Source organism: Spirosoma jeollabukense (assembly GCF_054777855.1).
Genome location: NZ_BAAHAD010000001.1, coordinates 691,873 through 715,605 on the forward strand (window position 1 = coordinate 691,873; position 23,733 = coordinate 715,605).

General features: G+C 50.6%; 14 protein-coding genes. 9 read left to right on the top strand and 5 right to left on the bottom strand.

Annotated elements, in window-relative coordinates:
* Positions 1-79: 79 nt before the first annotated feature.
* The 6 genes from ACYVEA_RS02785 (at position 80) to ACYVEA_RS02810 (ending at position 12,401) form a co-directional block, all read left to right on the top strand.
* Positions 80-916 carry a glycoside hydrolase family 43 protein gene (locus tag ACYVEA_RS02785; RefSeq protein ID WP_461111788.1) on the top strand — a complete coding sequence of 279 codons (837 nt, stop codon included), beginning with the start codon at positions 80-82 and terminating at the stop codon, positions 914-916.
* Between the two features lie 145 nt (positions 917-1,061).
* The gene (locus ACYVEA_RS02790; RefSeq protein WP_461111789.1) at positions 1,062-3,860 is read left to right on the top strand and encodes a glycoside hydrolase family 2 protein; all 2,799 of its coding nucleotides are present in this window, start codon (positions 1,062-1,064) and stop codon (positions 3,858-3,860) included.
* Positions 3,861-3,973: 113 nt separating this feature from the next.
* The gene (locus ACYVEA_RS02795) at positions 3,974-6,484 is read left to right on the top strand and encodes an L-rhamnose mutarotase (RefSeq protein ID WP_461111790.1); all 2,511 of its coding nucleotides are present in this window, start codon (positions 3,974-3,976) and stop codon (positions 6,482-6,484) included.
* A gap of 116 nt (positions 6,485-6,600) precedes the next feature.
* Positions 6,601-7,662 carry a Gfo/Idh/MocA family protein gene (locus tag ACYVEA_RS02800; protein WP_461111791.1) on the top strand — a complete coding sequence of 354 codons (1,062 nt, stop codon included), beginning with the start codon at positions 6,601-6,603 and terminating at the stop codon, positions 7,660-7,662.
* Positions 7,663-7,848: 186 nt separating this feature from the next.
* Positions 7,849-9,429: a sodium:solute symporter family transporter gene (locus ACYVEA_RS02805; RefSeq protein WP_461111792.1), complete on the top strand. Its 1,581-nt coding sequence runs from the start codon at positions 7,849-7,851 to the stop codon at positions 9,427-9,429.
* A 134-nt stretch (positions 9,430-9,563) separates the two neighbouring features.
* The gene (locus ACYVEA_RS02810) at positions 9,564-12,401 is read left to right on the top strand and encodes a glycoside hydrolase family 95 protein (protein WP_461111793.1); all 2,838 of its coding nucleotides are present in this window, start codon (positions 9,564-9,566) and stop codon (positions 12,399-12,401) included.
* A 46-nt stretch (positions 12,402-12,447) separates the two neighbouring features.
* On the opposite strand, the gene ACYVEA_RS02815 is transcribed toward ACYVEA_RS02810, so the two are convergent.
* Entirely contained in the window at positions 12,448-13,245 is a 798-nt protein-coding gene (locus ACYVEA_RS02815; protein WP_461111794.1) for an NIPSNAP family protein, read from the bottom strand.
* A 360-nt stretch (positions 13,246-13,605) separates the two neighbouring features.
* Between ACYVEA_RS02815 and ACYVEA_RS02820 the strand changes: the two genes are divergently transcribed.
* Complete coding sequence (locus tag ACYVEA_RS02820) at positions 13,606-14,064, top strand: DoxX family protein (RefSeq protein WP_461111795.1); 459 nt, start codon at positions 13,606-13,608, stop codon at positions 14,062-14,064.
* A 267-nt stretch (positions 14,065-14,331) separates the two neighbouring features.
* On the opposite strand, the gene ACYVEA_RS02825 is transcribed toward ACYVEA_RS02820, so the two are convergent.
* The 4 genes from ACYVEA_RS02825 to ACYVEA_RS02840 all read right to left on the bottom strand — a co-directional run bounded on the left by ACYVEA_RS02825 (position 14,332) and on the right by ACYVEA_RS02840 (position 21,343).
* Entirely contained in the window at positions 14,332-15,348 is a 1,017-nt protein-coding gene (locus ACYVEA_RS02825; protein WP_461111796.1) for a zinc-binding alcohol dehydrogenase family protein, read from the bottom strand.
* A gap of 172 nt (positions 15,349-15,520) precedes the next feature.
* Positions 15,521-17,296 carry a RagB/SusD family nutrient uptake outer membrane protein gene (locus ACYVEA_RS02830; RefSeq protein WP_461111797.1) on the bottom strand — a complete coding sequence of 592 codons (1,776 nt, stop codon included), beginning with the start codon at positions 17,294-17,296 and terminating at the stop codon, positions 15,521-15,523.
* Between the two features lie 16 nt (positions 17,297-17,312).
* Positions 17,313-20,531 carry a SusC/RagA family TonB-linked outer membrane protein gene (locus ACYVEA_RS02835; RefSeq protein WP_461111798.1) on the bottom strand — a complete coding sequence of 1,073 codons (3,219 nt, stop codon included), beginning with the start codon at positions 20,529-20,531 and terminating at the stop codon, positions 17,313-17,315.
* Positions 20,532-20,668: 137 nt separating this feature from the next.
* Positions 20,669-21,343: a DUF3826 domain-containing protein gene (locus ACYVEA_RS02840; RefSeq protein WP_461111799.1), complete on the bottom strand. Its 675-nt coding sequence runs from the start codon at positions 21,341-21,343 to the stop codon at positions 20,669-20,671.
* A 545-nt stretch (positions 21,344-21,888) separates the two neighbouring features.
* Here ACYVEA_RS02840 and ACYVEA_RS02845 point away from each other — a divergent pair.
* Both ACYVEA_RS02845 and ACYVEA_RS02850 read left to right on the top strand, forming a co-directional pair.
* Positions 21,889-22,779, top strand: a complete 891-nt coding sequence (locus ACYVEA_RS02845) for an AraC family transcriptional regulator (protein WP_461111800.1) — start codon at positions 21,889-21,891, stop codon at positions 22,777-22,779.
* A gap of 124 nt (positions 22,780-22,903) precedes the next feature.
* Positions 22,904-23,587, top strand: coding sequence for a GNAT family N-acetyltransferase (locus ACYVEA_RS02850; protein ID WP_461111801.1), 684 nt, complete (start codon positions 22,904-22,906; stop codon positions 23,585-23,587).
* Positions 23,588-23,733 lie beyond the last annotated feature (146 nt).

A 23,733-nucleotide genomic window follows, 5' to 3' on the forward strand; every position in this document is an offset into this window, starting at 1 on the left:
TTTTCAGGCAAAATCCAAGTTTATCGGACTTATTGCCAGTCTTATTCTGTTCCTCTCATCCTGCTCGAAGGAAGTGTACATGTTCAGCTCATTTCATGAACCGGCTAATGAAGGACTTAGGCTGCTGTACAGCTACGACGGCTATAAATGGACGGATCTGAATCGTACGTTTCTGAAGCCTGAGATTGGCAACCAGAAAGTCATGCGCGACCCATCCATCGCCCAGGGGAAAGACGGTACGTTCCATCTGGTCTGGACCAGTAGCTGGAAAGACGATAAGGGTTTCGGTTACGCCAGTTCCAAGGATTTGATTCACTGGTCGGAAGAACGGTTTCTGCCCGTCATGGAACACGAACCAACGACAGTGAATGTGTGGGCGCCCGAACTGTTTTACGACGCCGAAGCCGACCAGTTTGTGATTATCTGGGCTTCCACCATTCCAGAGCGGTTTGAGCGGGGTGTTGAAGAAGAAAAAAACAACCACCGGATGTACTACACGACGACGAACGACTTCAAGACCTTCACGCCAACCCAACTTTTTCTCGATCCGAAATTCAGCGTCATCGACGCGGTAATCGTAAAGCGCAAACACGCTGATTACGTGTTGGTTCTGAAAAACAACACCCGACCGGAACGGAACATCAAAGTCGCTTTTGGCGATAAGGCGACGGGACCATTCACCAACGTATCGGCTCCTTTTACGAAGAAATTTACCGAAGGGCCATCCGTTGCCAAAGTCGGCGACGACTGGCTGATTTACTTCGACTCGTATCAGGACAAAAAATACGGTGCAGTAAAGACCCACGATTTCAAAACCTTCACCGATGTTTCCAGCCAAACGGCTGTTCCAGAGGGCCATAAGCACGGGACAATTTTTAAAGTGAAGAAGAAAGTTTTGAAAGGGTTGCTGAAATGATGTTGAGAGATGTTGAGCGTAGTCTCTGACTACGTTCGAGCGTTATCCGGTCTCCGACCGGAGCAAAACAACTATATAATTCCGGTCGGAGACCGGACAACACCACGACGTAGTCAGAGACTACGCCGAACAGTTCGCAAGTTTAATGAATCAACGTTTTTTTATCGTTCTCAGCTTTCTTATGTCGCTGGCTTACGTAACGCAAGCCCAGCAAACGGAAAAACGTTACCTGTCGGGAACCGGGAACAACAATACCGTAAACTGGCAATTTTATTGCACGACAGGGCAGCATTCGGGAAAGTGGACAACCATTCCGGTGCCGTCGAATTGGGAAGTGCAGGGGTTTGGTAAATACAATTATGGGTTCGCCAAAGACAGCTCACGCGGCAAGGAACAGGGGTTGTATAAGTATGATTTTCAGGCACCAGCGTCCTGGAAAGGCAAGCGAATCAACCTGGTATTTGAAGGGTCTATGACTGACACCGACGTTAAGATAAACGGAAAATCGGCTGGTCCCATACATCAGGGTTCGTACTATGCCTTCAAGTACGACGTATCGGATTTACTTAACTATGGATCGGGCAATCTGCTGGAAGCGACCGTATCGAAACACTCGGCCAATGCGTCGGTCAACGAGGCCGAACGCAAAGGCGATTTCTGGATTTTCGGTGGCATTTTCCGACCCGTATACCTGGAAATCCTTCCCGTCGAACACCTAAACAATGTAGCGATTGACGCCAAAGCGAACGGTACGTTTACGGCCCAACTTCAACTCAATACGTCGGGTGAAGCTACGGACGTTTTGGCCCAGATTTACACCACTAATGGACAAAAAGTCGGCACGTCCTTTAGCGCAAAAATTAAGCCAGGGAATCAATCGGTTACCTTGACAAAGACGCTACAAAATCCATTGTTGTGGACTTCCGAAACGCCGAATCGCTACAACGTTGAGTTCAAATTGCTCCAATCCGGAAAGCCGGTTCACGTAGTGACGAAGTACTTCGGTTTCCGTACGGTTGAGGTGAAACAACGGGATGGCATCTATGTCAACGGTACGAAAATCAAGCTCAAGGGCGTGAATCGCCATTCGTTCTGGCCAACGTCAGGGCGAGCGTTGAGTAAGAGAATCAGCATCATGGACGTAAACCTGATGAAAGACATGAACATGAACGCCGTTCGGATGTCACACTATCCGCCCGACGATCATTTTCTGGACGTTTGCGATTCGCTGGGCTTGTTTGTGTTCGATGAACTGGCGGGCTGGCATGGCCATTATGATACGCCAACGGGTACCAAATTACTCCACGAACTCATCACGCACGATGTTAATCATCCGTCGGTCATTGGCTGGATCAACGGCAACGAAGGTGGTCACAACTACGAGTTTGATGCACTTTTCGCCAAAGAAGACATCCAAAAACGGCACGTGATTCATGCCTGGGAGGATTTCGGCGGTTTCGATACGCAGCATTATCGGGAGTTCAACTACGGCATTGGCAATTACAACCACGGCCATTCGATCACGCTACCCACCGAATTTCTACACGGGCTGTATGATGGTGGACATGGCGCAGGGATAGAAGACTATTGGGAAGCGATGTGGCACGACCCACTGGCCGCTGGTGGTTTCCTGTGGGACTTTGCCGATCAGGGCGTGGTACGTACCGACCGAAACGCAGGAAAAGGTCCGCTGGATACCGATGGTAACCGGGGCGCTGATGGCATTGTAGGACCGTACCGCGAAAAAGAAGGTAGTTTTTTTACGGTCAAAGAGGTGTGGTCGCCAATAAAGCTGGAGCATCGGGAGATTACACCCACGTTTGATGGTTCGTTCCCGATTGAAAACCGGTATCATTTCACCAACACGAATCAGTGTTCGTTCATCGGAAAACTGGTGAGAGTTTCGGGGCCAAATGACGTAACGAAACCCATTGAAAAGACATTTTCTGTTACGGCACCCAGCTTAAAACCGCTCGAAAAAGGTGTGCTGAAAGCCAACCTGCCTGCCGACTGGAGAACTTACGATTTCCTGTACATCACGGCAATCGATCCGCACAAGCGCGAACTCTTTACGTGGAGCTTTCCGATTTCTTTACCTAGTAAAATCACGTCGTCGCTCGTCAAAACCGACGGTACTGGTACTGTAACAATAACTGAAACCGACTCGCTGTATAACGTAACGGCAAACGGTATAAAACTATCGTTCAGCAAACGAAACGGCCTTTTGAAACAGGCAGCCAACAACACCGGAACGATCCCGCTGACCAATGGCCCCATGTTGCAGGAAGGCGTCAATAATTTCAAAAACATCACCCAACGTACCGACGGATCGACCGTCATCATCGAATCGACGTTCGATCGAAAAAATAGCTACAATACCGTACAGTGGACCATTTATTCATCAGGTTGGGTAAAAATGAAAGTACGCTATTTTCCAGATGGTTATTTTACGTTCTTGAATGGCGTCAATTTCTCGTTTCCCGAAGCCAACATGAAAGGCGTAACATGGATGGGAAAGGGGCCTTATCGAGTCTGGAAAAATCGTATGAAAGGCGGCAGGTTAGGCGTCTGGACTAAAGCCTACAACAATACCGAAACGGGTGAGCAACCGCTGGTTTATCCCGAATTCAAAGGCTATCACGCGAACATGTACTGGTGCAAATTTGACGCGGCAGATAACCCGTTCACTGTCGCGACCGAGAACGAAGATGTCTTCTTTCGACTCTTTACACCGGCCTGGAAAACAGACCAATGGCACAACTACGAACCCATTTTCCCATCGGGTGATATTTCGTTCATGCAGGGTATCAGCAGTATCGGCACCAAAACGCAGCGCAACGAAACCACCGGTCCAATGGGGCAGAAATATGCGTTTTACGATTACGAAAAAGAACCCGCCCGCGCCAAAGAACTGACGCTATACTTTGACTTTTCGGGGAAGTGAAATCATATAGTACCCCCAACCCCCTGAAGGACGGTCGGCCGCTGCCGGGCTTTCCTTATACTCAACCAAAGCCCCCTTCAGGGGGTTGGGGGTGTTAGCAATATCGGAATCTCATGAAACGAACCCTCGCTACGTTACTTCTTTCTTCCCTCACCTCACTCATCTTCGCGCAGGAGGCCCAAATCTGGGTGGCGCCGGACGGGTCGGATGCGAACGCGGGGACGAAAGAAAAACCCGTGGCGAGTTTGCAATTGGCATTACGGAGGGTTCGCGAACTACGCCGGTTAGCTGATCCAGGTGTTGCTAAAGGCGCACACATCTACCTAAAAAATGGGCTGTATACCTTAAGTGAGCCCGTTTTTATCCGTCCGGAGGATTCGGGTACGCCCGCCAGCCCAACGATTATCGAAGCGGCTCCGAATGAAAACCCTATCCTGAGCGGTGGCGTAGCCATCACAGGCTGGCAGAAAGTGAAAGGCAACGTAGCGGGACTGCCCAAAGAAGCCGTTGGAAAAGTCTGGGTGGCGGATGCGCCCAACGTTGGTGGCCGCCCGATTGAGTTCCGGCAAGTGTGGGTCAATAGCGAAAAAGCGATACGTGCCAAAGACACACCCTATCCGCTGATGAACCGGATTCTGTCGTGGAATAAACAGGAACAAACCTGCTGGATTCCCGCCCCTAAATTCGGTGGTCTGTCAAAAGCGACGGGCCTTGAAATGTTAATTCATCAGTGGTGGGCCATTGCCAACCTGCGCATTAAACAAATTAACATTCAGGGCGACAGCGCCAAACTGTGGTTCCATCAGCCCGAAAGTCGCATTCAATCCGAGCATCCGTGGCCTGCACCCTGGATTTCCAAAGAAACCGGGAACTCAGCGTTTTACCTGACCAACGCCATCCAGTTTCTGAACCAGCCCGGCGAGTGGTTTCTGGATGCCAAAGCCGAAAAAGTCTACTACATCCCGCGTCCAACCGAGAACCTCGCGACGGCACAGGTCATCGCGCCCTCGCTCGAAACGCTGGTACGTATCGCGGGAACAGCCGACCATCCAGTGTCAAACGTCGTGTTTAAGGGCATTGCGTTTCAGCATACGGGCTGGCTGCGGCCGTCGCAGCAGGGGCACGTACCGCATCAGGCAGGGCTGTATATGCTGGATGCCTACAAGCTGAAAATTCCGGGTACACCCGACAAGAAGTCACTCGAAAATCAGGCCTGGGTGGGACGTCCGGCCGCAGGCGTCGAGGTGAATTTTGCCAATCACACGGCCTTCGACAATTGCCGGTTCGAACACATGGCGGCCGCCGGGCTGGATTACCATAAAGGCGTTCAGGACAACGTTATCCGGGGAAATCTGTTCCGCGACATTGGTGGCACAGGCATTCAGGCGGGCGTTTTCGCCGACGAAGCCACCGAGATTCACCTCCCCTACAACCCCACCGACGAACGGGACGTGTGCAGCAATCTGCTCATCAGCAACAACCTGATTACCAATGTAACAAACGAAGACTGGGGCAGTGTGGGCATCGGCGCGGGCTACGTCAGAGGGATCACCATTGAGCATAACGAGATCAGCAACGTATCGTATAGCGGCATCAACCTGGGCTGGGGCTGGACACGTACCATCAACGCTATGCGGAACAATGCCGTGGTGGCGAACAAAATCCATCACTTCGCCAAACATATGTACGATGCGGCCGCCATTTACACGCTGTCGGCGCAACCCGGTTCGACCATCGCGGAGAATTACATTGACAGTGTCTACAAAGCGCCGTATGCCCACCTGCCGGCCCACTGGTTTTACCTGTACACAGACGAAGGGTCGTCGTATTTTACGATCAAGGATAACTGGACACCCTCGGAGAAATACCTGCAAAATGCTAACGGACCCAACAACGTCTGGACGCACAATGGGCCGCAGGTAGCAGACAGCATCAAGGCGAAAGCGGGGATTCAGGCACCGTACCAACATCTGCTACGTGCCAAAACGCCTGCCGACCCGGCGTGGGGCATCAACAAAGAAAATCCGGTCATTGTTGAACTGGTCGTGAATACAAATCAACCTATTGATTTACAGAAATTAAAGAAAGTTTTGATTCGCACGAAGGTCAATCCCAAATCGGTCTATCAGTGGGGAAATCACTACGTTATTTTCGATAACGTGCAGGACGTATCGGTGCTCAGCGGGCGATTGGAGTCCGCTTTCCCGGGCACGACGATCAGGACGTATTACGATCTTTTCTACGAGTTCAACCGCGACCGTTGCGATGACAAATCCAAAGCCAGTGCGTGGGACCATACGATTTTAACCGCTAATCTGGTCGCCGATCCGAAGCGTCAGAATGAGTACCTGGACTATCACAAAACACAGTTTGAGAAATGGCCGGAGGTTGCCAGAGGGTTCTGTAACGCCAACTTTCAGCAACTGCTTTTGTATAGAAACGGGCGGCAACTGATGCTGGTTATCAGTGTTCCAAAAGGCGAAAGCCTGGATAAGCTCAATCCTAAAACCACTGAAAATAACCCGCGCGTCGATGAGTGGAATGCCCGAATGAAGAACTATCAGGAAGGCATTTCCGGGACAAAACCGGGCGAGGTCTGGGTGGAATTGAAGCCGGTAAATTGATTTTCCAACACGGAGAACACAGAGAAATAAGAAATTGAACGTATCGGTTTACCACTTTGTGTTCTCCATGCCTCTATGTTGAAATTTTTGCATTACTATTCAAAGTCAAGTAAATCATGTTACGATTAGGCATTTTAGGATTAGGCGAGGGACGCAGCACCATGTCGGCGGCATTGTCGAGCCCGAATTATGAGTTGGTCAAAGTCTGCGATCAGAAGATCGAGCTGTGCCAGCAACGGGCCAAAGAGTTTGATTTTCAACACTATACAACCAACTATCAGGACTTACTCGACGACCCGACGATTGACGTTATCGCGATTTACACACCCGATAAATTTCACGCGGAACACACCAAACAGGCGCTGCTCCACGGCAAACACGTCGTCTGTACCAAGCCGTTTATTGATGACTTGTCGAAGGCGAAAGAACTCATCGACATCAGCGAGAAGACAGGCAAAAAAGTGTTCGTCGGGCAGAGTTCCCGCTTTTTCGAGCCGATGAAAAAGCAGCGTGGTGATTTTGAAAAGGGCCTGATTGGTGAGTTGATTACGATCGAAGGCTACTATCATGCCGACCATCGCTGGTTTCTAGACAAAGGGTGGTCACTCGAAAACGCGTTCAAATGGCTATACGGTGGCCTCAGTCATCCGGTCGATTTCATTCGCTGGTATTTGCCGAATATCGAGCAGGTGATGGGCTACGGTATGCTCAGCGCTAACGGGCGCAAAGGCGGCCTGAAAAATGCCGATACGATGCATTTCATTTTCAAGGCCACAGACGGACGTATCGCCCGCGTGAGTGGTGCCTACACCGGCCCCGTGCAGCCGGTTGTCCGAGATTCCGAAATGAGCTGCATTCTGCGCGGCACGGAGGGATGTTCTCAGGCCGATTACATGGATTTGCGCTACGCCATCACGACTAACACCGGCGAGGAACTTGTGCAGACCTGGGAGCATAAACTAAAGCATTATTTCCGGTTTGAGGGCAAAAGCCACCATGCGGGCGAGTACCAGAACTACCTCGATTATTTCGCTACGTGTCTGGAATCGGGTCAAACGGCATACCCGGACATTCGCGAGGGAATCGGCACGGTGGCTTTGCTTCAATCGATGGACAAATCCCTGCAAACCGGCCAGCCCGTGAAGGTGCAGGACGTATTGAACGAGCACGGATTGTAGCTCGGCTGTTCGGCGTAGTCTCGGTTGTTCGGCGTAGTCTCTGACTACCGCACCGGCGGACCGGTCGTCGTGCTATCCGGTCTCCGACCGGAATTTAATGAATTATCCAAAACCGGTCGGAGACCGGGTAACGCAACGACCGGTCCGCCGGTGCGGTAGTCAGAGACTACGCCGAACGATAAAAGCATGAACAACATCACCGACCGCTTAACCGCCTTAGATTATTGTATTGTCCTGGCGTACCTGATTATCCTGGTGGTGATTGGTTATAAAGCTAGTATTCCGAAAAAAGGGCATACCGAAGAAACGTTGTTTCTGGCGAATAAATCACTGGGTTGGGCGAGTATTGGGTTCAATATGTGGGGTACCAATGTGGGGCCATCCATGCTGCTGGCGTTTGCGAGTATCGGCTACAGCACGGGCATTGTGGCCATCAATTTCGACTGGTACGCGTTCGTGTTTCTGTTTCTGCTGGCCATCGTTTTTGCGCCTAAATACCTGGCCGCCAACGTATCGACAATGCCCGAGTTCATGGGGCAGCGGTACGGCGAATCCACGCAAACGATTCTGGCGTGGTACGCGCTCATCAAGATTCTAATTTCGTGGTTATCGCTGGGGCTGTTTGCGGGCGGGTTTCTGGTACGTCAGATTCTGGACATTCCCATGTGGCAGTCTGTGGTTGTGCTCGTGCTATTTGCCGGACTGTTCGCCTATACGGGTGGTCTGAAAGCCATTGCCCGCGTGAATGTGTTCCAGATGATTTTGCTGATTGGCGTGTCGCTCACACTCACAATTCTCGGCATCAACAAAGTGGGTGGTCTGGAGGCCGTTGTTCATAGAGCGCCCGCCGAATACTGGAGTCTGATCCATCCGGCGAGCGACGCAAAATACCCCTGGCCAGCTATTTTACTGGGTTATCCGGTGGCAGCGGTGGCTTTTTTCTGCACCGATCAGTCGATGGTGCAATCGGTGCTGGGTGCTAAAAATCTGGAGCAGGGGCAACTGGGCGTCAACTTCATTGGCTGGCTCAAAATCCTGTCGCTGCCGCTGTTCATTCTGCCGGGAATTCTCTGCTTTATTCTGTTCCCGAACCTGAAAGACCCCGCTGAAGCCTACATGACGATGGTAACGAACCTATTTCCGCCGGGCATGAATGGACTGGTCATCGTGGTCTTGATTGCGGTGCTGGTTGGCACGATTGGTTCATCGTTGAACTCGCTGAGCACCGTATTCACGATGGACGTGTATGCCCGACAGATCAACCCGGATGCCAGCAATGCGCAATTAATTAAAGTGGGGCGAATGACGGTTGTGGTGGGTTGTTTGTTTGCCGTCGGGATGGCGCTAGCGATTGACAGTATCAAAGGGCTAAATCTATTCGACGTGTTTCAGTCGGTGCTGGGGTTCATTGCCCCGCCCCTATCCGTTGTTTTCCTGCTGACGGTTTTCTGGAAACGTACCAGCCGGAAGGCCGTAAATACCGTCCTATCCGTTGGTTCGGCCTTTAGTTTAGGCGTGGGTATCGTGTATTTATGGATTCTTCCGCCCGACAAATATACTTTTTGGCCGCACTATCTGCTGTTGTCGTTTGCCATTTTTGCGGTCCTGTTAATCAAGGCTGTACTGATTTCGTTACTCGATAAAAATCCGTCGATTTATGTTCCTGTTACGTTAAAATCTGACGCCATCAAACCAACCCGACGCGTCTGGATTGCCTGGATTTCACTGATTGTCACGATGGTGGGGCTGTATCTTGTTTTTAATTAGAAACTCTACTGAGCATGATTTGTCATTCCGACGCAGGAGGAATCTTGAAAGCATCCTAACCTGAGCCTAAGGAGACAGTAAGATTCCTCCTGCGTCGGAATGACAAAACCAACTCTTTAATGCTCTTACAAACCATGCTACGATTAATCCTCGTTTTCTTTGTCGCCAGCCTATCAATACAGGCACAACCACCCATTCGGCAGCCATTGACGCTATGGTACAAACAACCGGCTAATCAGTGGGTAGAAGCCCTGCCAATCGGCAATGGACGGCTGGGCGGCATGGTGTTCGGCGGTATTCTGGACGATCATATTCAGTTTAACGAAGCCACTCTCTGGACGGGCGAACCGCGCGAGTACCAGCGAGAAGGCGCGGCTCAGTATTTACCCCAGATTCGCCAATTGCTGGCTGAAGGAAAGCAGGCCGAAGCAGAAAAACTGGCGCAGGATAAGTTCATGGGTCGGCAAAGCAATGAAGAAGGCTATGCCCAGAAAAAAGAGACCTGGTTCGCCAGAGTTCGTCATCTGAGCAACGTAGCCTCAAACCCCACGGCTACTACGTTCCATGACCAGTCCTGGAAAACGATGAACGTACCAACCGCTGATGGTTGGGAAAAAGACAACCTGGAAGGACTGGACGGGGCCGTCTGGTTCCGCACGACGTTCGACTTGCCCGAAGCCTGGGCGGGGAAAGATGTCGTGCTGGATTTAGGGCGCATTCGTGATCAGGATTTCACCTACCTGAACGGCGAATTGGTGGGGTCTGATGAAGGCATTGCCAAAAACCGACGCTACAAAATTCCAGCATCAAAGCTGAAAGCAGGTAAAAATCAACTGGCTATTCAGGTCATTAATCTGTTCGACAAAGGTGGTTTCATTGGTGTTAAAACCGGCCAGCCTACGTTCGTTGTTTATCCCGAAGGACAGAAACCAACCGATGGCGTGCCGCTCAGCAAACCGTTTAAGTACTGGGTTCAGGATGATGCGCCCCCGGCTGCGCCCCGCTATCAGGCCGATTATCAACCCTTTGGTGATTTAAGGCTGCGGTTTAAAGATGCGGGGCCAGTAACTAACTACCGTCGCGAACTGGACCTGACAACAGCCGTCTCCCGCGTTACGTATCAAGCCAACGGTGTGAATTTTACCCGCGAATACCTGGCCAGCGCACCCGACCAGGTGATGGCTGTTCATCTAAAGGCTAGCCAGCCCGGCCAGATCAGTTTTGAGGCTACGCTGAGCAGTTTGCACAAAGGAAGCTCCGTTCGACAAATTGATAATCAGACAATTGCGCTTTCGGTTCAGGTACGTAACGGCGCGTTGAAAGGCGAAAGCCTGCTGTACATTCAGACACAGAAAGGCCAGATAACCGTATCGGAGGGGAAGCTCATCGTTTCGGGAGCCGACGAAGCGACGCTCTATCTGACGGCGGGGACTAATTTCAAAAAGTATAACGATATTTCCGGTGATCCGGCCACGATGAGCCAGCGACCTTTGCAGGCGCTACGTACCAAACATTTCGATGCCGTAAAAGCGGCCCATATCAAGGACTATCAGACCTATTTCACTACGTTAACGCTCGATTTGGGGACTTCGCCCAATCAAGGGCTGCCCACCGATGAACGACTCCAGCAATTCGAGAAATCGAATGACCCATCCCTGGCGGCTTTGTATCTACAATATGGCCGGTATCTGCTGATTTCGAGTTCACGGCCGGGAAGTCAGCCGGCTAATTTGCAGGGCATCTGGAATGATTTGCTCACTCCCCCCTGGGGCAGCAAATACACAACCAACATCAACCTCGAAATGAATTACTGGCCCGCCGAAATGCTGAATCTGTCAGCCTGTCACGAGCCATTGTTTGCGGCCATCGACGAACTGGTTGAATCGGGTCGGAAGACTGCCAAAGCGCACTACAATACCCGGGGTTGGGTAATGCATCATAACACCGATCTCTGGCGCGGTACGGCGCCCATCAACGCATCGAATCACGGCATCTGGGTGAGTGGGGGCGCGTGGGTATCGCATCATCTGTGGGAGCATTACCGCTACACGCAGGACCGGGTATTTCTGCAAAAACGAGCGTATCCGGTCATGAAAGAGGCCGCTCAGTTTTTCGTCGATTTTCTGGTTAAAGACCCGAAAACCGGCTGGCTTATCAGTACACCCTCCAACTCGCCCGAGCATGGCGGTCTGGTGGCTGGGCCGACGATGGATCATCAGATCATCCGCGATTTATTTAAGAACTGCATAGCGGCCAGCGAAATTCTGGGCACCGACGCTACGTTCCGCGATACGTTGAAAACGATGTACGGCCAGATTGCGCCGAACCAGATTGGCAGGCACGGGCAATTGCAGGAATGGCTACAGGATATTGACGACCCGAAAGACACGCACCGGCACGTATCGCATCTCTGGGGCGTTTTCCCAGGCACCGACATTACGTGGGACGAAACGCCCGACCTGATGAAAGCCGCCCGACAGTCGCTGCTGGAGCGGGGCGACGAAGGAACGGGCTGGAGCCTGGCCTGGAAAATTAATTTCTGGGCGCATTTCCGCGACGGCAATCATGCCTATACCATGCTCAAGCTGCTTTTCCGGCCGGCCATTTCGCCCGAAGGCACCATGGGTGGTGGGTCGTACCCGAACCTCTTCGATGCGCATCCGCCGTTTCAGATCGACGGCAATTTTGGTGGCGCCAGCGGCATTGCCGGGATGATCCTGCAAAGTGAGGGGCAAAGCATTGATCTGCTTCCCGCTCTCCCCAATGCCTTCCCGACGGGCTATATCAACGGCATCTGTGCGCAGGGCGGTTTTGTACTGAACATCCGCTGGCAGCAAGGCCACCTGATCGGGGTGGATGTTACGTCCCGAGCCGGGCAACCCTGCGTGCTTCGCTATGGTGACAAGCGAATGCGTTTGACGACTCAAAAAGGGAAGACGTACCGGCTAAATGGAGAGTTGAAACTGTTGTGATAGCCAACAGTTCAACTCTCCCCGGTCGCCCTAGTGTAGTTGGCTGCTAAATTTGAGAGAAAGCCGCCGGAATCAGGAACATACGGTTGATGTTCGAAACGATTTTGGCATCGGCAAATTCGGGTACGGAGCTGATCTTTTTCCATTCCGGATCGCTCCCAAAGGCTTTCCAGTTCTGATCGTGTTCCTCCATGTTGTCGAAGGTTAGCATGTACGTCAGATTGGGGCGCATGGGGCCGATGAGCGTTTCGCCGAAAAACACCGGCGTCAGGCCTACCCGTTTGAAAATAGAAATTTCACCACCCTGATTGTACATCTCGATTTTCTTTCTCCCAGCCGTTTCGTTATGGCTTTCATAGCGACGTAACTCAAAAATACGCGCCTTTTTTTCGGGCACTTCCAGTTTGGGCATACCGACAAAAGCCTTCAGTAACGAACTTTCAATACGTTCATAGGGCGGTGCAGTAGCCTCGGCATTTAAATAGTCGGCACCAGCCTGCTGATAGGCGTCATCTTTGGTCAGTTTATCGGACGTAGTGAAATAATCATCCAGCGAGATAAAGGGAATTAGGGCTACCAGTTTGGTAAACCCCTGCGGGAGATATTCGGAAAATACGCCAATGGTTTTGCTCCCTAATCGGTTGAGAGCCGGTATGTATGCATTTTGCAGATAGGTCTCAACGGCCTTCCGTTGCCGGGCATTTTTCAAGCTGTAAATCCGCAATTCATAAAACTCCGGGCTTGCATTTTGTTGGGTAGCGGCAGTCACCTGGCCTACGGGATGGATAAGGCTCGTCACGGCACTTGTGAGGAGGGATGCTTTTACGAATTTGCGTCTTTTCATCAGGGGTATTTTTTGCCAGATAGGCTGTAAACGAAATGTCTTGTCTTAGTACAACGTATCAAAGCACAAAGGCTACCCGTTCTATCTTACATTTCATCGGCAAAATTCGAGAATGGTCCTCCGGGCAGGGTTACTTATGCCCAAAACCGGATAGCCGCTTATGTTCCATTTAAACCCAGAAGAAGATCATTACTTTCGGCATCACTACTGATGATTTTTGACAAATAGCCTACGAAACGGGCACGAGCAAAGCACGAAAATAATGGCGGAAATGACCCTTTTATTGCCGTTTCTACCCCCTATCGAAGTGACGCCGGGGTGGTAAATTTGTCAGGTAAGTAAGTCAAACAGCAACTACACATGACACAAATCAATGCTGAAAACGCAACCCCTAAAGCCATGAAAAAGACAAACATCACGTACTGGATTCTGACTGGATTGTTCGCATTCGTTATGACGGGTTCCGCCATTCCCAACATCATGGTCAATCCAATGTCGGTGCAGGGTTTTCACGAAATGGGTTATCCGGCTTATATCATACCGTTTCTGGGCTGGGCCAAATTGCTGGGGTCTGTTGCCATTCTGGTTCCCGGTTTTCCTCGTCTTAAAGAATGGGCGTATGCCGGACTCATTTTCGATTTGCTGGGTGCTACGTATTCCGTCGCGAACAGCGGTAAGGATTTCGTCCAGTGGGCGCCAATATTTGTCTTTGTGGCGCTGGGTTTTGGCTCGTATTTCATGTATCACAAACGATTGAAAGCAATTTCATCAGGTGACGAAGCTGCTCAGCGCGACTTTCGCCTAAAAGCAACAGCGTAAGCTATCCGATCCAAGCTATCAAAAACAAGGCCCGTAATCTGCGTTCTTACAGATTACGGGCCTTGTTTTTGATAGATTTCCGGTTTGCTATACGCCCCCCGGCTTTATCGCTGAACGCTACGCGCAGATTCTTTTGGGGAGTAAACAGCTGATCGGTTTCATCCTTCAAAAACACAACCTACCGCTTGCCATCTTTCGGGAGCATAGTATTAACTAAGCCCATGGGCAGGTGGACTGAGGTAAGTTATAGCACGGCTTTTTTCAGGCTTATGGAAGCTCCACCATCGCCTTTATAACGCCATTCGCCGGGTCGAGATAACTGGCAAACGTATCGCGCACGTCCCCGAAAGCTACCCGGTGGGTGATGTACGTTGTTGGCGAAATGAGCCCTTGTTTCATGCTCGCGATAACATGCTCAAAATCGGCGCGGGTTGCGTTACGGCTGCTCATCAGCGTAGCTTCCCGTTTGTGAAACTCAGGATGATTAACCGAAATGTCGCCCCGCTGAAGGCCAACTAATACGTAGCGAGCGCCATGCGCCATGTATTGAAAACTGTTATTAATCGCTTTCAGGCTTCCTGTAGCGTCAATCACGACCGTCGGCATATCGCCGTTGGTAATGGCCTGAAGCTGCTCCATCACATCAGGTGACAGCGCATTGATGGTATAGGGTACGTTCAATTTCGCCTGGCAAAAGGCTAACCGGCCCGCATTGATATCCAGCGCAATAACGTTGCCGCCCGCAATTCGGGCAAATTCCATCACGCCCAGCCCGATGGGCCCGGCACCAATCACCAGAACAAATTCACCGGGTTTTACATCGGCCCGGCGCACGCCGTGGGCACCAATCGCCAGGGGTTCAACCAGGGCTAGTTCATCAACGCTTAAGCCGTCGCCATGTACCAGTGAGTACGATGGAACTGACAGATACTCAACCATACCGCCATCGATATGCACACCACTCACTTCCAGTTTGACACAGCAATTGGGTTTTCCCGATCGGCAGGCAATGCAGGTTCCGCAGTTGAAATAAGGAATGAACGTAACGATTTCACCCAACGAAAAACCGGGGGCTTCATCGGCTCCCATCAGTTCACCAGCCAGTTCGTGACCCAGAATTCGGGGATAATTAAAGAACGGTTGCGTCCCCTCAAAGGCGTGCAGATCGGTCCCACAGATACCAATGCGTTTGATGCGGATAATGGCCCGACCGGGCGCTGGTACTGGTTTCACGCCTTGTCTGTAATCTAACTGACCAGGGGTAGTACACACTAAGGTTTCCATATAGCTTATAAAAAAACTTGCCGAAAGACTCCAGGACATGCAGTCCGGGGATTGCAAAACTACGTATCGTAGCTACATATCATGGTTTAAAACTTTCGGCAAGTTTAAAAAATACACTAAACCTATATTCTCTTTTCTTGATGTAACGCGGACCGCCCGCGTTACGTAAAATCTATTTCAATGGATCGAAAGCCCCCCCCCAGGTCGTATTCTGGATCAGTTTGGGGTTATTGTCGATAGCTGACTGCGGTATGCCAAAGAAATAATACTCAGGTTTCCAGGCGATAGCATACTTCGTATCCAGTTGCTTGAACACCAGCGTAAAGTAGTTTGTGTAGGCCACATCTAAGGATACGTTGTCGCGATTAGTCGCGAAATCGGCCGGAACACCCGTGGTTTTCAGGTTGATCGTGACGCCGGTTCTGCGGGTGCCGTTCAGCGTTTTTTCGATCAGTTTCCAGCGACGTAAATCCCAGAAACGTTTGCCTTCAAAGGCAAATTCAATCTGGCGTTCATACAGAATCGCGTCGAACATTTCGGCACGGGTCATGTTGGCTTTCAGGCCATATAAACCATCAGTTCCGGCCTCAATACCCGCCCGCTTGCGAATGGCTTTCAGCTGCGTATAGGCTTCATCCAGTTTGTTGATGCCGGTAGCACTTTCTGCCAGATTCATCAACACTTCCGCGAAGCGAATCTCCATCCAGTCGGTACCCGAATACTGCGCATCGCCGATGCCAACCGATGGGTTGATGGCTTTCCGGGTATAAAACCCCGTATTGCTGGCCTTTTGCTCGACCGTTTTTCCGCCTGCATAATAAGTCCACACTTTATAGCCTGTGTTGCCGTTCAGCGGCCAGTTCACGCCGTTATAGGCGATGGTTTTGTCGAAACGGGGATCACGGTTTTTATAAAATAACTGGTCCGTATACGCATATTTAGTCGATTCGCCGGGCTTCTTACCGTCCAGCATCGGGAAAGCTTTCACCATTTCCCACGTTGGCTGGTTTGCGCCACCAGCTGTTCCCGTATACGAAGGCCGCGTATTGTTGTCGTACGTATTATTTTTTCGGGCCTGATCGCCAGTGGCCGTGTTATAACCCGTCAGCAATACGGCTTCCGGATTGTTGACTTCCTGGAACCACATCTGATCGAACGACGAATGCAGACCATATCCATTGGCCGTCAGCAAGTCGTAGGCCTGTTTGTTCGCATCATACGACGCCTGCCACTTGGTCTGATCATCGGTTGGATTGAACTGCGGACTGGCGGCATACAACAGAACCCGTCCTTTGAATGCAGCGGCACCCCCTTTGGTGATACGTCCCCAGTCGCTCGCAGCGGTCCAGCGACCCGGCACCGACGCAATCGTTGAATCCAGGTCTTTGACAATCTGCGCAAATGACTCAGCGGTGGTATTTCTTGGCAGAAAAGCCAAGTCTTTCGCTTCTGTACCCACAGCCGCCAGCGGACTTAGCACGAGCGGCACACCGCCGTACAAACGTACCAGATCGAAGTACCGCCAGGCCCGGAAAAACTGCGCCTGTGCTCGGAGTTTATTTTTCGTAAACTGAGGTAACGTCCCCCCATTTACATCACTCAGAAACATATTGATGACCCGGATTTTGCCGTAATTATTGGCCGCGTCCAGCTTCGTACCAAAATCACCAATTTCATTGATAAGCAGCGAACCCTGTAGAATTTTGCTCTCGGCAAACGACTCGTCGGAAAGGCCGCTGATGCTGGTGGGTTCCGGCCCCAGACTCCCAATTGGCGCAGGCAGATTCTGGTCGTAGATGTAATCGAGGTTCATCTGGGTGAGTACTGAATCTTTGAAAATCAGCGCGCCCGGTGTCGAACCCAGATCTGTTTTATCAAGCACCTTCATGCAGCCTGTCAGGACAAGCGATGAGCAAAAAACGGCCAGTAATTTATAAGAGAGTTTCATGGTATCTGTCGAAGTTTTACAAGCCAAGATTTAAACCCAGAGAGAAGGAACGTAGCACGGGATACGCATCGTAGTTACCCGAGTTTGCTTTATAATCGTACGGGTTGTAGAGATTGAGCGGGTTGGTGGCGACCAGGTAAAGCCGGGCGGTACTTAATCCCGCCTTACCTGCCCATTTCGTTGGCAGACCATACGAAACGTTGACGTTGCGAACGGCGATCTGCGTAGCACTTCGGTACCAGAACTCCGAATCTACGGTGTATGTGTCTTTGTAATATGGGCTTGGGTATTTGGCATTCGGATTTTCGGGCGTCCAGTGATCCGCCCAGAACTGCGGCCGGTTGGCGGTGGCGGTTCCCTGCGCCCGCGCCGTTCCTTCCACCATAGCCTGGCCGCCAAACGAGCCGCTGATCACTGCCGCAAACGACAGATTTTTGTATGACGTACTGAAATTGACCCCAAATCCATAGTGATTGCTGGCTTTTGGTTTCAGGTAATCCAGGTCAGCATCGGTGATTTTACCATCCGGAGCCGTGTATTGACCCGACGCATCTTTCGGCCCTCTAACGTCCTGATAATAAAGCATGCCCGGTTTAGGTGCCGCACCGAACAGCGTGTAGCCCGGATTTTTTTCTATGTACTGATCAACATCCTGCTGGGTTCTGAACATGCCCAGGTAATGATACCCCAGCAGGCCCATATCGCTCGACCGGCCGGTAGGGTCCAGATACGTACCAATCAGGCCCCGATTGACATCGACCAATACCTGTTTATTATCGCTCCAGGTAAAGAATGTATTGACTTTATACGACCAGTCACTGTTGATCTTGCTGTTCCAGCCGACCGAAAGTTCCGTACCAAAACCATCTATTGTTGCATAGTTTTCGGACGGCAACGTAGCACCCACCAGCAGAGGAACCGAAGAGGTCAGGGCCGTGAGCATGTTGTACCGGTGATCGTAGAAGGCGTCGAACGTGAACGACAGGCGGTTTTTCAGGAATTGCGCGTCGAGCCCGATGTTATATTTCGTGTTGTCGTCCCAGCGAGCCTGACGGTTGGCCATGGCGTTGTTGGGCGTTACGACCAGCGGCCGGTCGGAGTTGCCGCCAAATACGGCCCCTTTCCCCTGCTGGATCGAATAGCTGGTCAGCCAGTTGTAGGCTTTGGTGGCATCCCCTCCCAGGAAACCCAGTGAGCCGCGCAGTTTCAGGAAGTCGACAAAGTGAACGTTATCCCGGAAGAACCGCTCCTCCGACATCACCCAGCCCAGCGAGAACGAGGGGAAAAGGCCCCAGCGATATTCGGGGGCAAAGTTGGTCGAGGCATCGTACCGGATAGCCGTTTCGAACAGGTATTTGTTGGCATAGTTGTAGTTGATACGTCCTGCGTACGACAGGAAACCCGTTTCTGACTCTGTTTCCGAGGTTGTCTGGGTGCCGGTTGCATACCGCATGTTGTCCAGCCCATCAATGATAACACCCTCGGCCATGGCCGCCACCTGATCGGAGTGGGTTTCGGCCTGCTCAAAGAACGCGATGGCTGACAGCTGATGTTTGCCAAACTGACGGTCGTAGTTCAGGTAGCCATTGAACTGGTACGTATCGATGTAGCTTGGGTTGATCCGCACCCGGTCGCCGTTGTTCAACGTAACGGTTTTTAACAGGTCGCCCCCGTAGATATGCTTGTGGTCGCCGAGCATTGAGAAACTATAGACATTGTACTTGGTGCCGTACTGTTTCCCGAAGCTATTATCAAACGTACGGCTATAGAGCACTCTGGCTTTCAGGCCTTTTACGCCCGGAATCTGATACTCCATATTGGCCGTTACGTTCAACCCCGTTGTCTTGGTCTGTGTGTAGTTGTTCGAATTCTGAACCTCGAAAAAGTGAAAGGCATCGATGGTATTCGTGTTGCTGGCCGTAGACAGTTGAATGGGCAACCCATTCACATACGGTGGCGCAAACTGGGGGGTGTAGAGCAGACTTTTCATGTCATTCTCTGGGCTCTCACCACCCTGCTTCAGGTAATACATGCGTTTGTCGCCAATGAAACTGCTCAGCGACAAAGCAGCTTTCAGGCCCTTCGTCACCTGCATATCGGCACTGGCCCGGAAGGTCCACTTACTGGTGTTGATGTTGCTGAAGTTAGCGTCCTGCGCGTTATAAGAAACACCCGCGAAATACGTAGCTTTCTCATTACCACCACTCACGTTGAGCGCATGACGCGACACGGTCGAGGGTTTCCAGGCGGTACGTAGCCAGTCGGTATTGTTGTTTTTGAAATAGGCTAATTCATCGGGCGTGTAGATGAGCGGATCAGTAGCGGGTTTTCCAGCCGCGTAGTTGAGGTCATTCATGTAGGTCGCCTGCTCAAAGCCGTTCATCATTTTGGGCAACGTAGCATTCGAGATACCCGTCGAGCCGCTGTAGCTAAACTTAGGCGCGCCCGCCTTTCCCCGCTTCGTCTGCACAACCACGACGCCCTGGTTCGAGCGAGCCCCGTAAATGGCCGCAGCGGCATCTTTCAACACCGAAATTGCTTCGACTTCGGATACGTCCAGTGCGTTGAAATCATCCGACGACCGGACAACGTTGTCGATCACATACAACGGTTGCAACGTACCACCATCTTTCGACAGGATAACCGGGTTCCGAACCGTGATGGTGGCGTTTTCGCCGGGTCGGCTTGTCCCCCCCGAAACGCCCACACCGGGCAACTGACCCGTCAGCACGGCCGACAAATTGTTGACCGGCAGATCCTGAACGGCCTTCATGTCAACCGTCGCCACGGCCCCCGTCAGGCTTAATTTCTTCTGCACGCCATAGCCAACCACCACCACCTCGCTCAGCGCAGCGGCATCTTCTTCCAGCTGAACGGCCAGCGTCGTTTGCCCGTTTGCCTGAAATTCCTTTGTTTTAAAACCAATGTAGCTGAAGATCAGTGTCTCCTTTCCGGTCGGTAGGTTCAGCCGGAACGTACCTTTTATGTCGGTAACCGTTCCCGTTTTTGTGCCTTTGATCAGCACGTTTACGCCCGGCAAAGGCTCACCTTTCGCATCTTTGACCGTTCCGGTGATATTCTCCAGCGGGGCAATTTTCAACGAAGCGAGACCTCCCCGCTTACTGGTTGTCTCGTCGGCATAACACACATCGATTGTGCAGGCGCCCACGAGTAGCGCGCAGACCAGCTTTACGGTGCTGGGAATAAGGGTTGGGGTTCGTAAAGGCGTTATCATATGCGTTTGATTAAGGCAAACCGGGGTGTAAAAACTGGATCAAAAAGATATATGTGATTTAATTGTATTGCTTCTGGAATGCTGGTTCTGTAGTACGTCGGTCAAGGCAATAGACGCAACGAAAAGAGAACCTGGCGTTACTTTTTAGCTTCTTTAGCGATACGTTCTTCCCACTCTTTACCGGCCTTTTTCAGGTCGATCCCGGCGGCCGACAGGTAATTATTGATCCTGCCTTTATATTTCCCGAAAACGGCGTGTTTTCCTTCCGATGTTCCGGCATCCATGGCACGTTCGCGGGCTTCGGTTAACCAGGAAAGTATCTGCGTTTTCTGGGCATCGGTCAAATCCGGCAGCATAGCCTGATACCCTTTATAGGTAATGGGCAAAACGCCGTACGTCATCCCATCTTTTACCTGATCGACCTGCGTCGCCGTTAACTCCCTGGCCAATGCCGCTACGTACTCTTGATGCAGTTTTTCCAGCTTACTGTTCGTCTCGGTTTCGATCCTGTTCTTTTCGGTTTCCAGCGTTTCTTTGGCTGTCGTTTCACTGAGTCTTTTTACGGCTTCTTTACGGCTCTCATGAATGGTATTCAGGTCCCGATATTGCTGCACAATCGTCTGTTGTACGCGGACTGAAACCTGCGCGTCAGTGATACCCAATGTGGACACAATCTTGGCGGCACGCTCGTTGATGACCCGTGTATAAGCAGCCTCTCTACTTTCTTTTGTTTCATCCTGACCCAGCACCGAAATTGTAGCGAGAATGGTGATCAAAGCACTAAACAGGACTTTCCGTAGATGACAATTCATGGGTAAGTAGTGGGTCAAAAGTGTTGTTTTGTAGCGTTGGCCAACCAGTTTAGAATTTCCTGTTCAGTAGCAAAGAAGCGTCAGTAAAAGCAGACAAATCCATGAATTAACAATACTTTTCTATAACATGATACAAAAATATAGTACATTTTGAGGCCTTAACTGCATTTTTTTGCCAATTTGTTATAGGAAATTATCATAGAATAAATATGAATAAATAAGGTTCTTTCGTTAAGCGTATATCAGAAGGTCCGTATCGCACCGACTAAGCGAAAGTAAATTTGCCGGAATACAACTTACAGACTAAGGCCTTGCAGTAACAGGATGGAAGGTATGGCTGGAAAAGGCATAAGTTCGGCAGCGATGCAGGGTCAGTAGACAAGCAAAGGCCCGTACTTATACACGGACAGGATCAGTGTTTAAACAGCCTACAGGAAGGCTCAACAGCAAGGATACGGTTGCGGTAAGCCGGCCGAACGTTCAGTAAAAACGTATTATTTGTGTGATTGACTGCTAACAATTTTTGGTGATTATTGCCTACTACTATGAAGCCATTATTTCGCAAGGTGACTGCTAAACTGGAGAGTTCCTTTACAGTCCGTCACGATACATTGCCCCACTTCAAAAACATCTGGCATTACCACCCTGAACTGGAGCTACACTATATTGTAAAAGGAGAAGGCGTTCGGTTTATTGGGGATAGAATCAGCAATTTCTCGCATGGAGAAGTGGTGCTGGTTGGCGAGAATTTACCGCATACGTGGCGCAGTAACGAAGAATATTTTCACAACAATCCCGATCTGAATATTGAAGTAATTGTCATTCAGTTTTTGCCCGATTGTTTAGGTGATTATCTGTTAAATTTACCCGAAGCGTATTTACTGCCCAAGCTCTACGAAAAAGCCAAAAGTGGCATGGTCATAACCGGCGAGACCAATGAGAAATTAATTAATTTAATGCGTCGGGCGGTTCATGCAACGAATCTCGATAAAATAATCATCCTGCTCCAGATGCTGAAAATCCTCTCCGAGACTGATGAATATGAAGTGATTGTGAATGGACGAGCCGTGTTTTATCAGTCGAACGAAATGGACACGCTGCGGCTGAACAACGTGTGCAGTTACACCTTAACGAACTACAAAAAAGATATTACGCTGGAAGAGATTTCGGCCATCAGTAACCTGAGCGTTACGTCATTCTGCCGGTACTTTAAGTTGATGACGAATAAGACCTACTACGACTTCCTGATTGAAATCCGAATCAGTCATGCTTGCCGGGCCTTGATTGAAGATAAGACACCCACCGAAGTGATCTGCTTCGATTGCGGCTTCAACAACGTATCAAATTTTTATCGCCATTTCAAAAAGGTAACCGGTTTAACCCCGCTCGAATACAAACGCCAGTACCTGAATAAAGGACGGGTGTTAGTGGCGTAGTTTTCCGGTACCGGATCGAAAGTAGCAGGCATACGTATCAACCTGAAGGAACCCAACCTGATGGTATTGTGTAGGGTATTAACCGACCAATAGGGCTGTTCCCAACACAAACGATACGTATGGAATGAGTAAACATATATTAGATAACCCCGCCTGGAATGCACTAGTCTCCGGGAATAAACACTTGTCGAATGGGAATGACATCGCGAAATATTTTGCACCAGATGTTTCCCCGTTTGTCGGTATACGAGAGAATACTCAACAAAATCTGGAGGTTCTATATCAGACGATCCCTTTTGACAATCCCGTTATCTTGATTGCTAATGAGGAACTGATGATTAGTAGTCCCTGGCGTGTTTTAACCCGGATCGATGGTTTTCAGATGGTGTATAGCGGCCTTACCGAAACTTTACCAACAGGCCCGGAAATCATTCCATTAACCAATCAGCATGTGCCCCAGATGCTGGCGTTAACCCAACTAACGAATCCAGGACCATTTGCGCCGAAGACTATTGACTTCGGTCACTACAGGGGAATTTTTGATGGGGATCAACTCATTGCGATGGCAGGCCAACGATTGCACGCGGTTGACTTTGCCGAAATTAGCGCCGTTTGCACGCACCCGGATCATCTGGGTAAAGGCTATGCCCGAATGCTTCTCTTACATCAGCTTCATCGAATCCAGGCAGCTTCCGGCACGCCCTATCTGCATGTAAAATCCGATAATGTCCGAGCCGTAAACGTATACAAAGCGCTGGGCTTTGAAACCAGAACGGACATTTATTTTTACGTTTTGCAGAAAGCTTAGACCAATTTCAATTAAGTATACCCCCAACCCCCTGAAGGCCGGCCGGCCGCTGCCGGGCTCTGCTCGACTATTCTCAACCTAAGCCCGCTTCAGGGGGTTGGGGGTATAAACAAAAGCTATATAATCACCTCCGAAGATCCCTCCTG

What these genes read in the sequence shown, in the direction of transcription:
- ACYVEA_RS02785 (WP_461111788.1), top strand. Translation starts at nt 80, where the DNA reads ATGTTCAGCTCATTTCATGAACCGGCTAATGAAGGACTTAGGCTGCTG.
- ACYVEA_RS02790 (WP_461111789.1), top strand. Translation starts at nt 1,062, where the DNA reads ATGAATCAACGTTTTTTTATCGTTCTCAGCTTTCTTATGTCGCTGGCT.
- ACYVEA_RS02795 (WP_461111790.1), top strand. Translation starts at nt 3,974, where the DNA reads ATGAAACGAACCCTCGCTACGTTACTTCTTTCTTCCCTCACCTCACTC.
- ACYVEA_RS02800 (WP_461111791.1), top strand. Translation starts at nt 6,601, where the DNA reads ATGTTACGATTAGGCATTTTAGGATTAGGCGAGGGACGCAGCACCATG.
- ACYVEA_RS02805 (WP_461111792.1), top strand. Translation starts at nt 7,849, where the DNA reads ATGAACAACATCACCGACCGCTTAACCGCCTTAGATTATTGTATTGTC.
- ACYVEA_RS02810 (WP_461111793.1), top strand. Translation starts at nt 9,564, where the DNA reads ATGCTACGATTAATCCTCGTTTTCTTTGTCGCCAGCCTATCAATACAG.
- ACYVEA_RS02815 (WP_461111794.1), bottom strand. Translation starts at nt 13,245, where the DNA reads ATGAAAAGACGCAAATTCGTAAAAGCATCCCTCCTCACAAGTGCCGTG.
- ACYVEA_RS02820 (WP_461111795.1), top strand. Translation starts at nt 13,606, where the DNA reads ATGACACAAATCAATGCTGAAAACGCAACCCCTAAAGCCATGAAAAAG.
- ACYVEA_RS02825 (WP_461111796.1), bottom strand. Translation starts at nt 15,348, where the DNA reads ATGGAAACCTTAGTGTGTACTACCCCTGGTCAGTTAGATTACAGACAA.
- ACYVEA_RS02830 (WP_461111797.1), bottom strand. Translation starts at nt 17,296, where the DNA reads ATGAAACTCTCTTATAAATTACTGGCCGTTTTTTGCTCATCGCTTGTC.
- ACYVEA_RS02835 (WP_461111798.1), bottom strand. Translation starts at nt 20,531, where the DNA reads ATGATAACGCCTTTACGAACCCCAACCCTTATTCCCAGCACCGTAAAG.
- ACYVEA_RS02840 (WP_461111799.1), bottom strand. Translation starts at nt 21,343, where the DNA reads ATGAATTGTCATCTACGGAAAGTCCTGTTTAGTGCTTTGATCACCATT.
- ACYVEA_RS02845 (WP_461111800.1), top strand. Translation starts at nt 21,889, where the DNA reads ATGAAGCCATTATTTCGCAAGGTGACTGCTAAACTGGAGAGTTCCTTT.
- ACYVEA_RS02850 (WP_461111801.1), top strand. Translation starts at nt 22,904, where the DNA reads ATGAGTAAACATATATTAGATAACCCCGCCTGGAATGCACTAGTCTCC.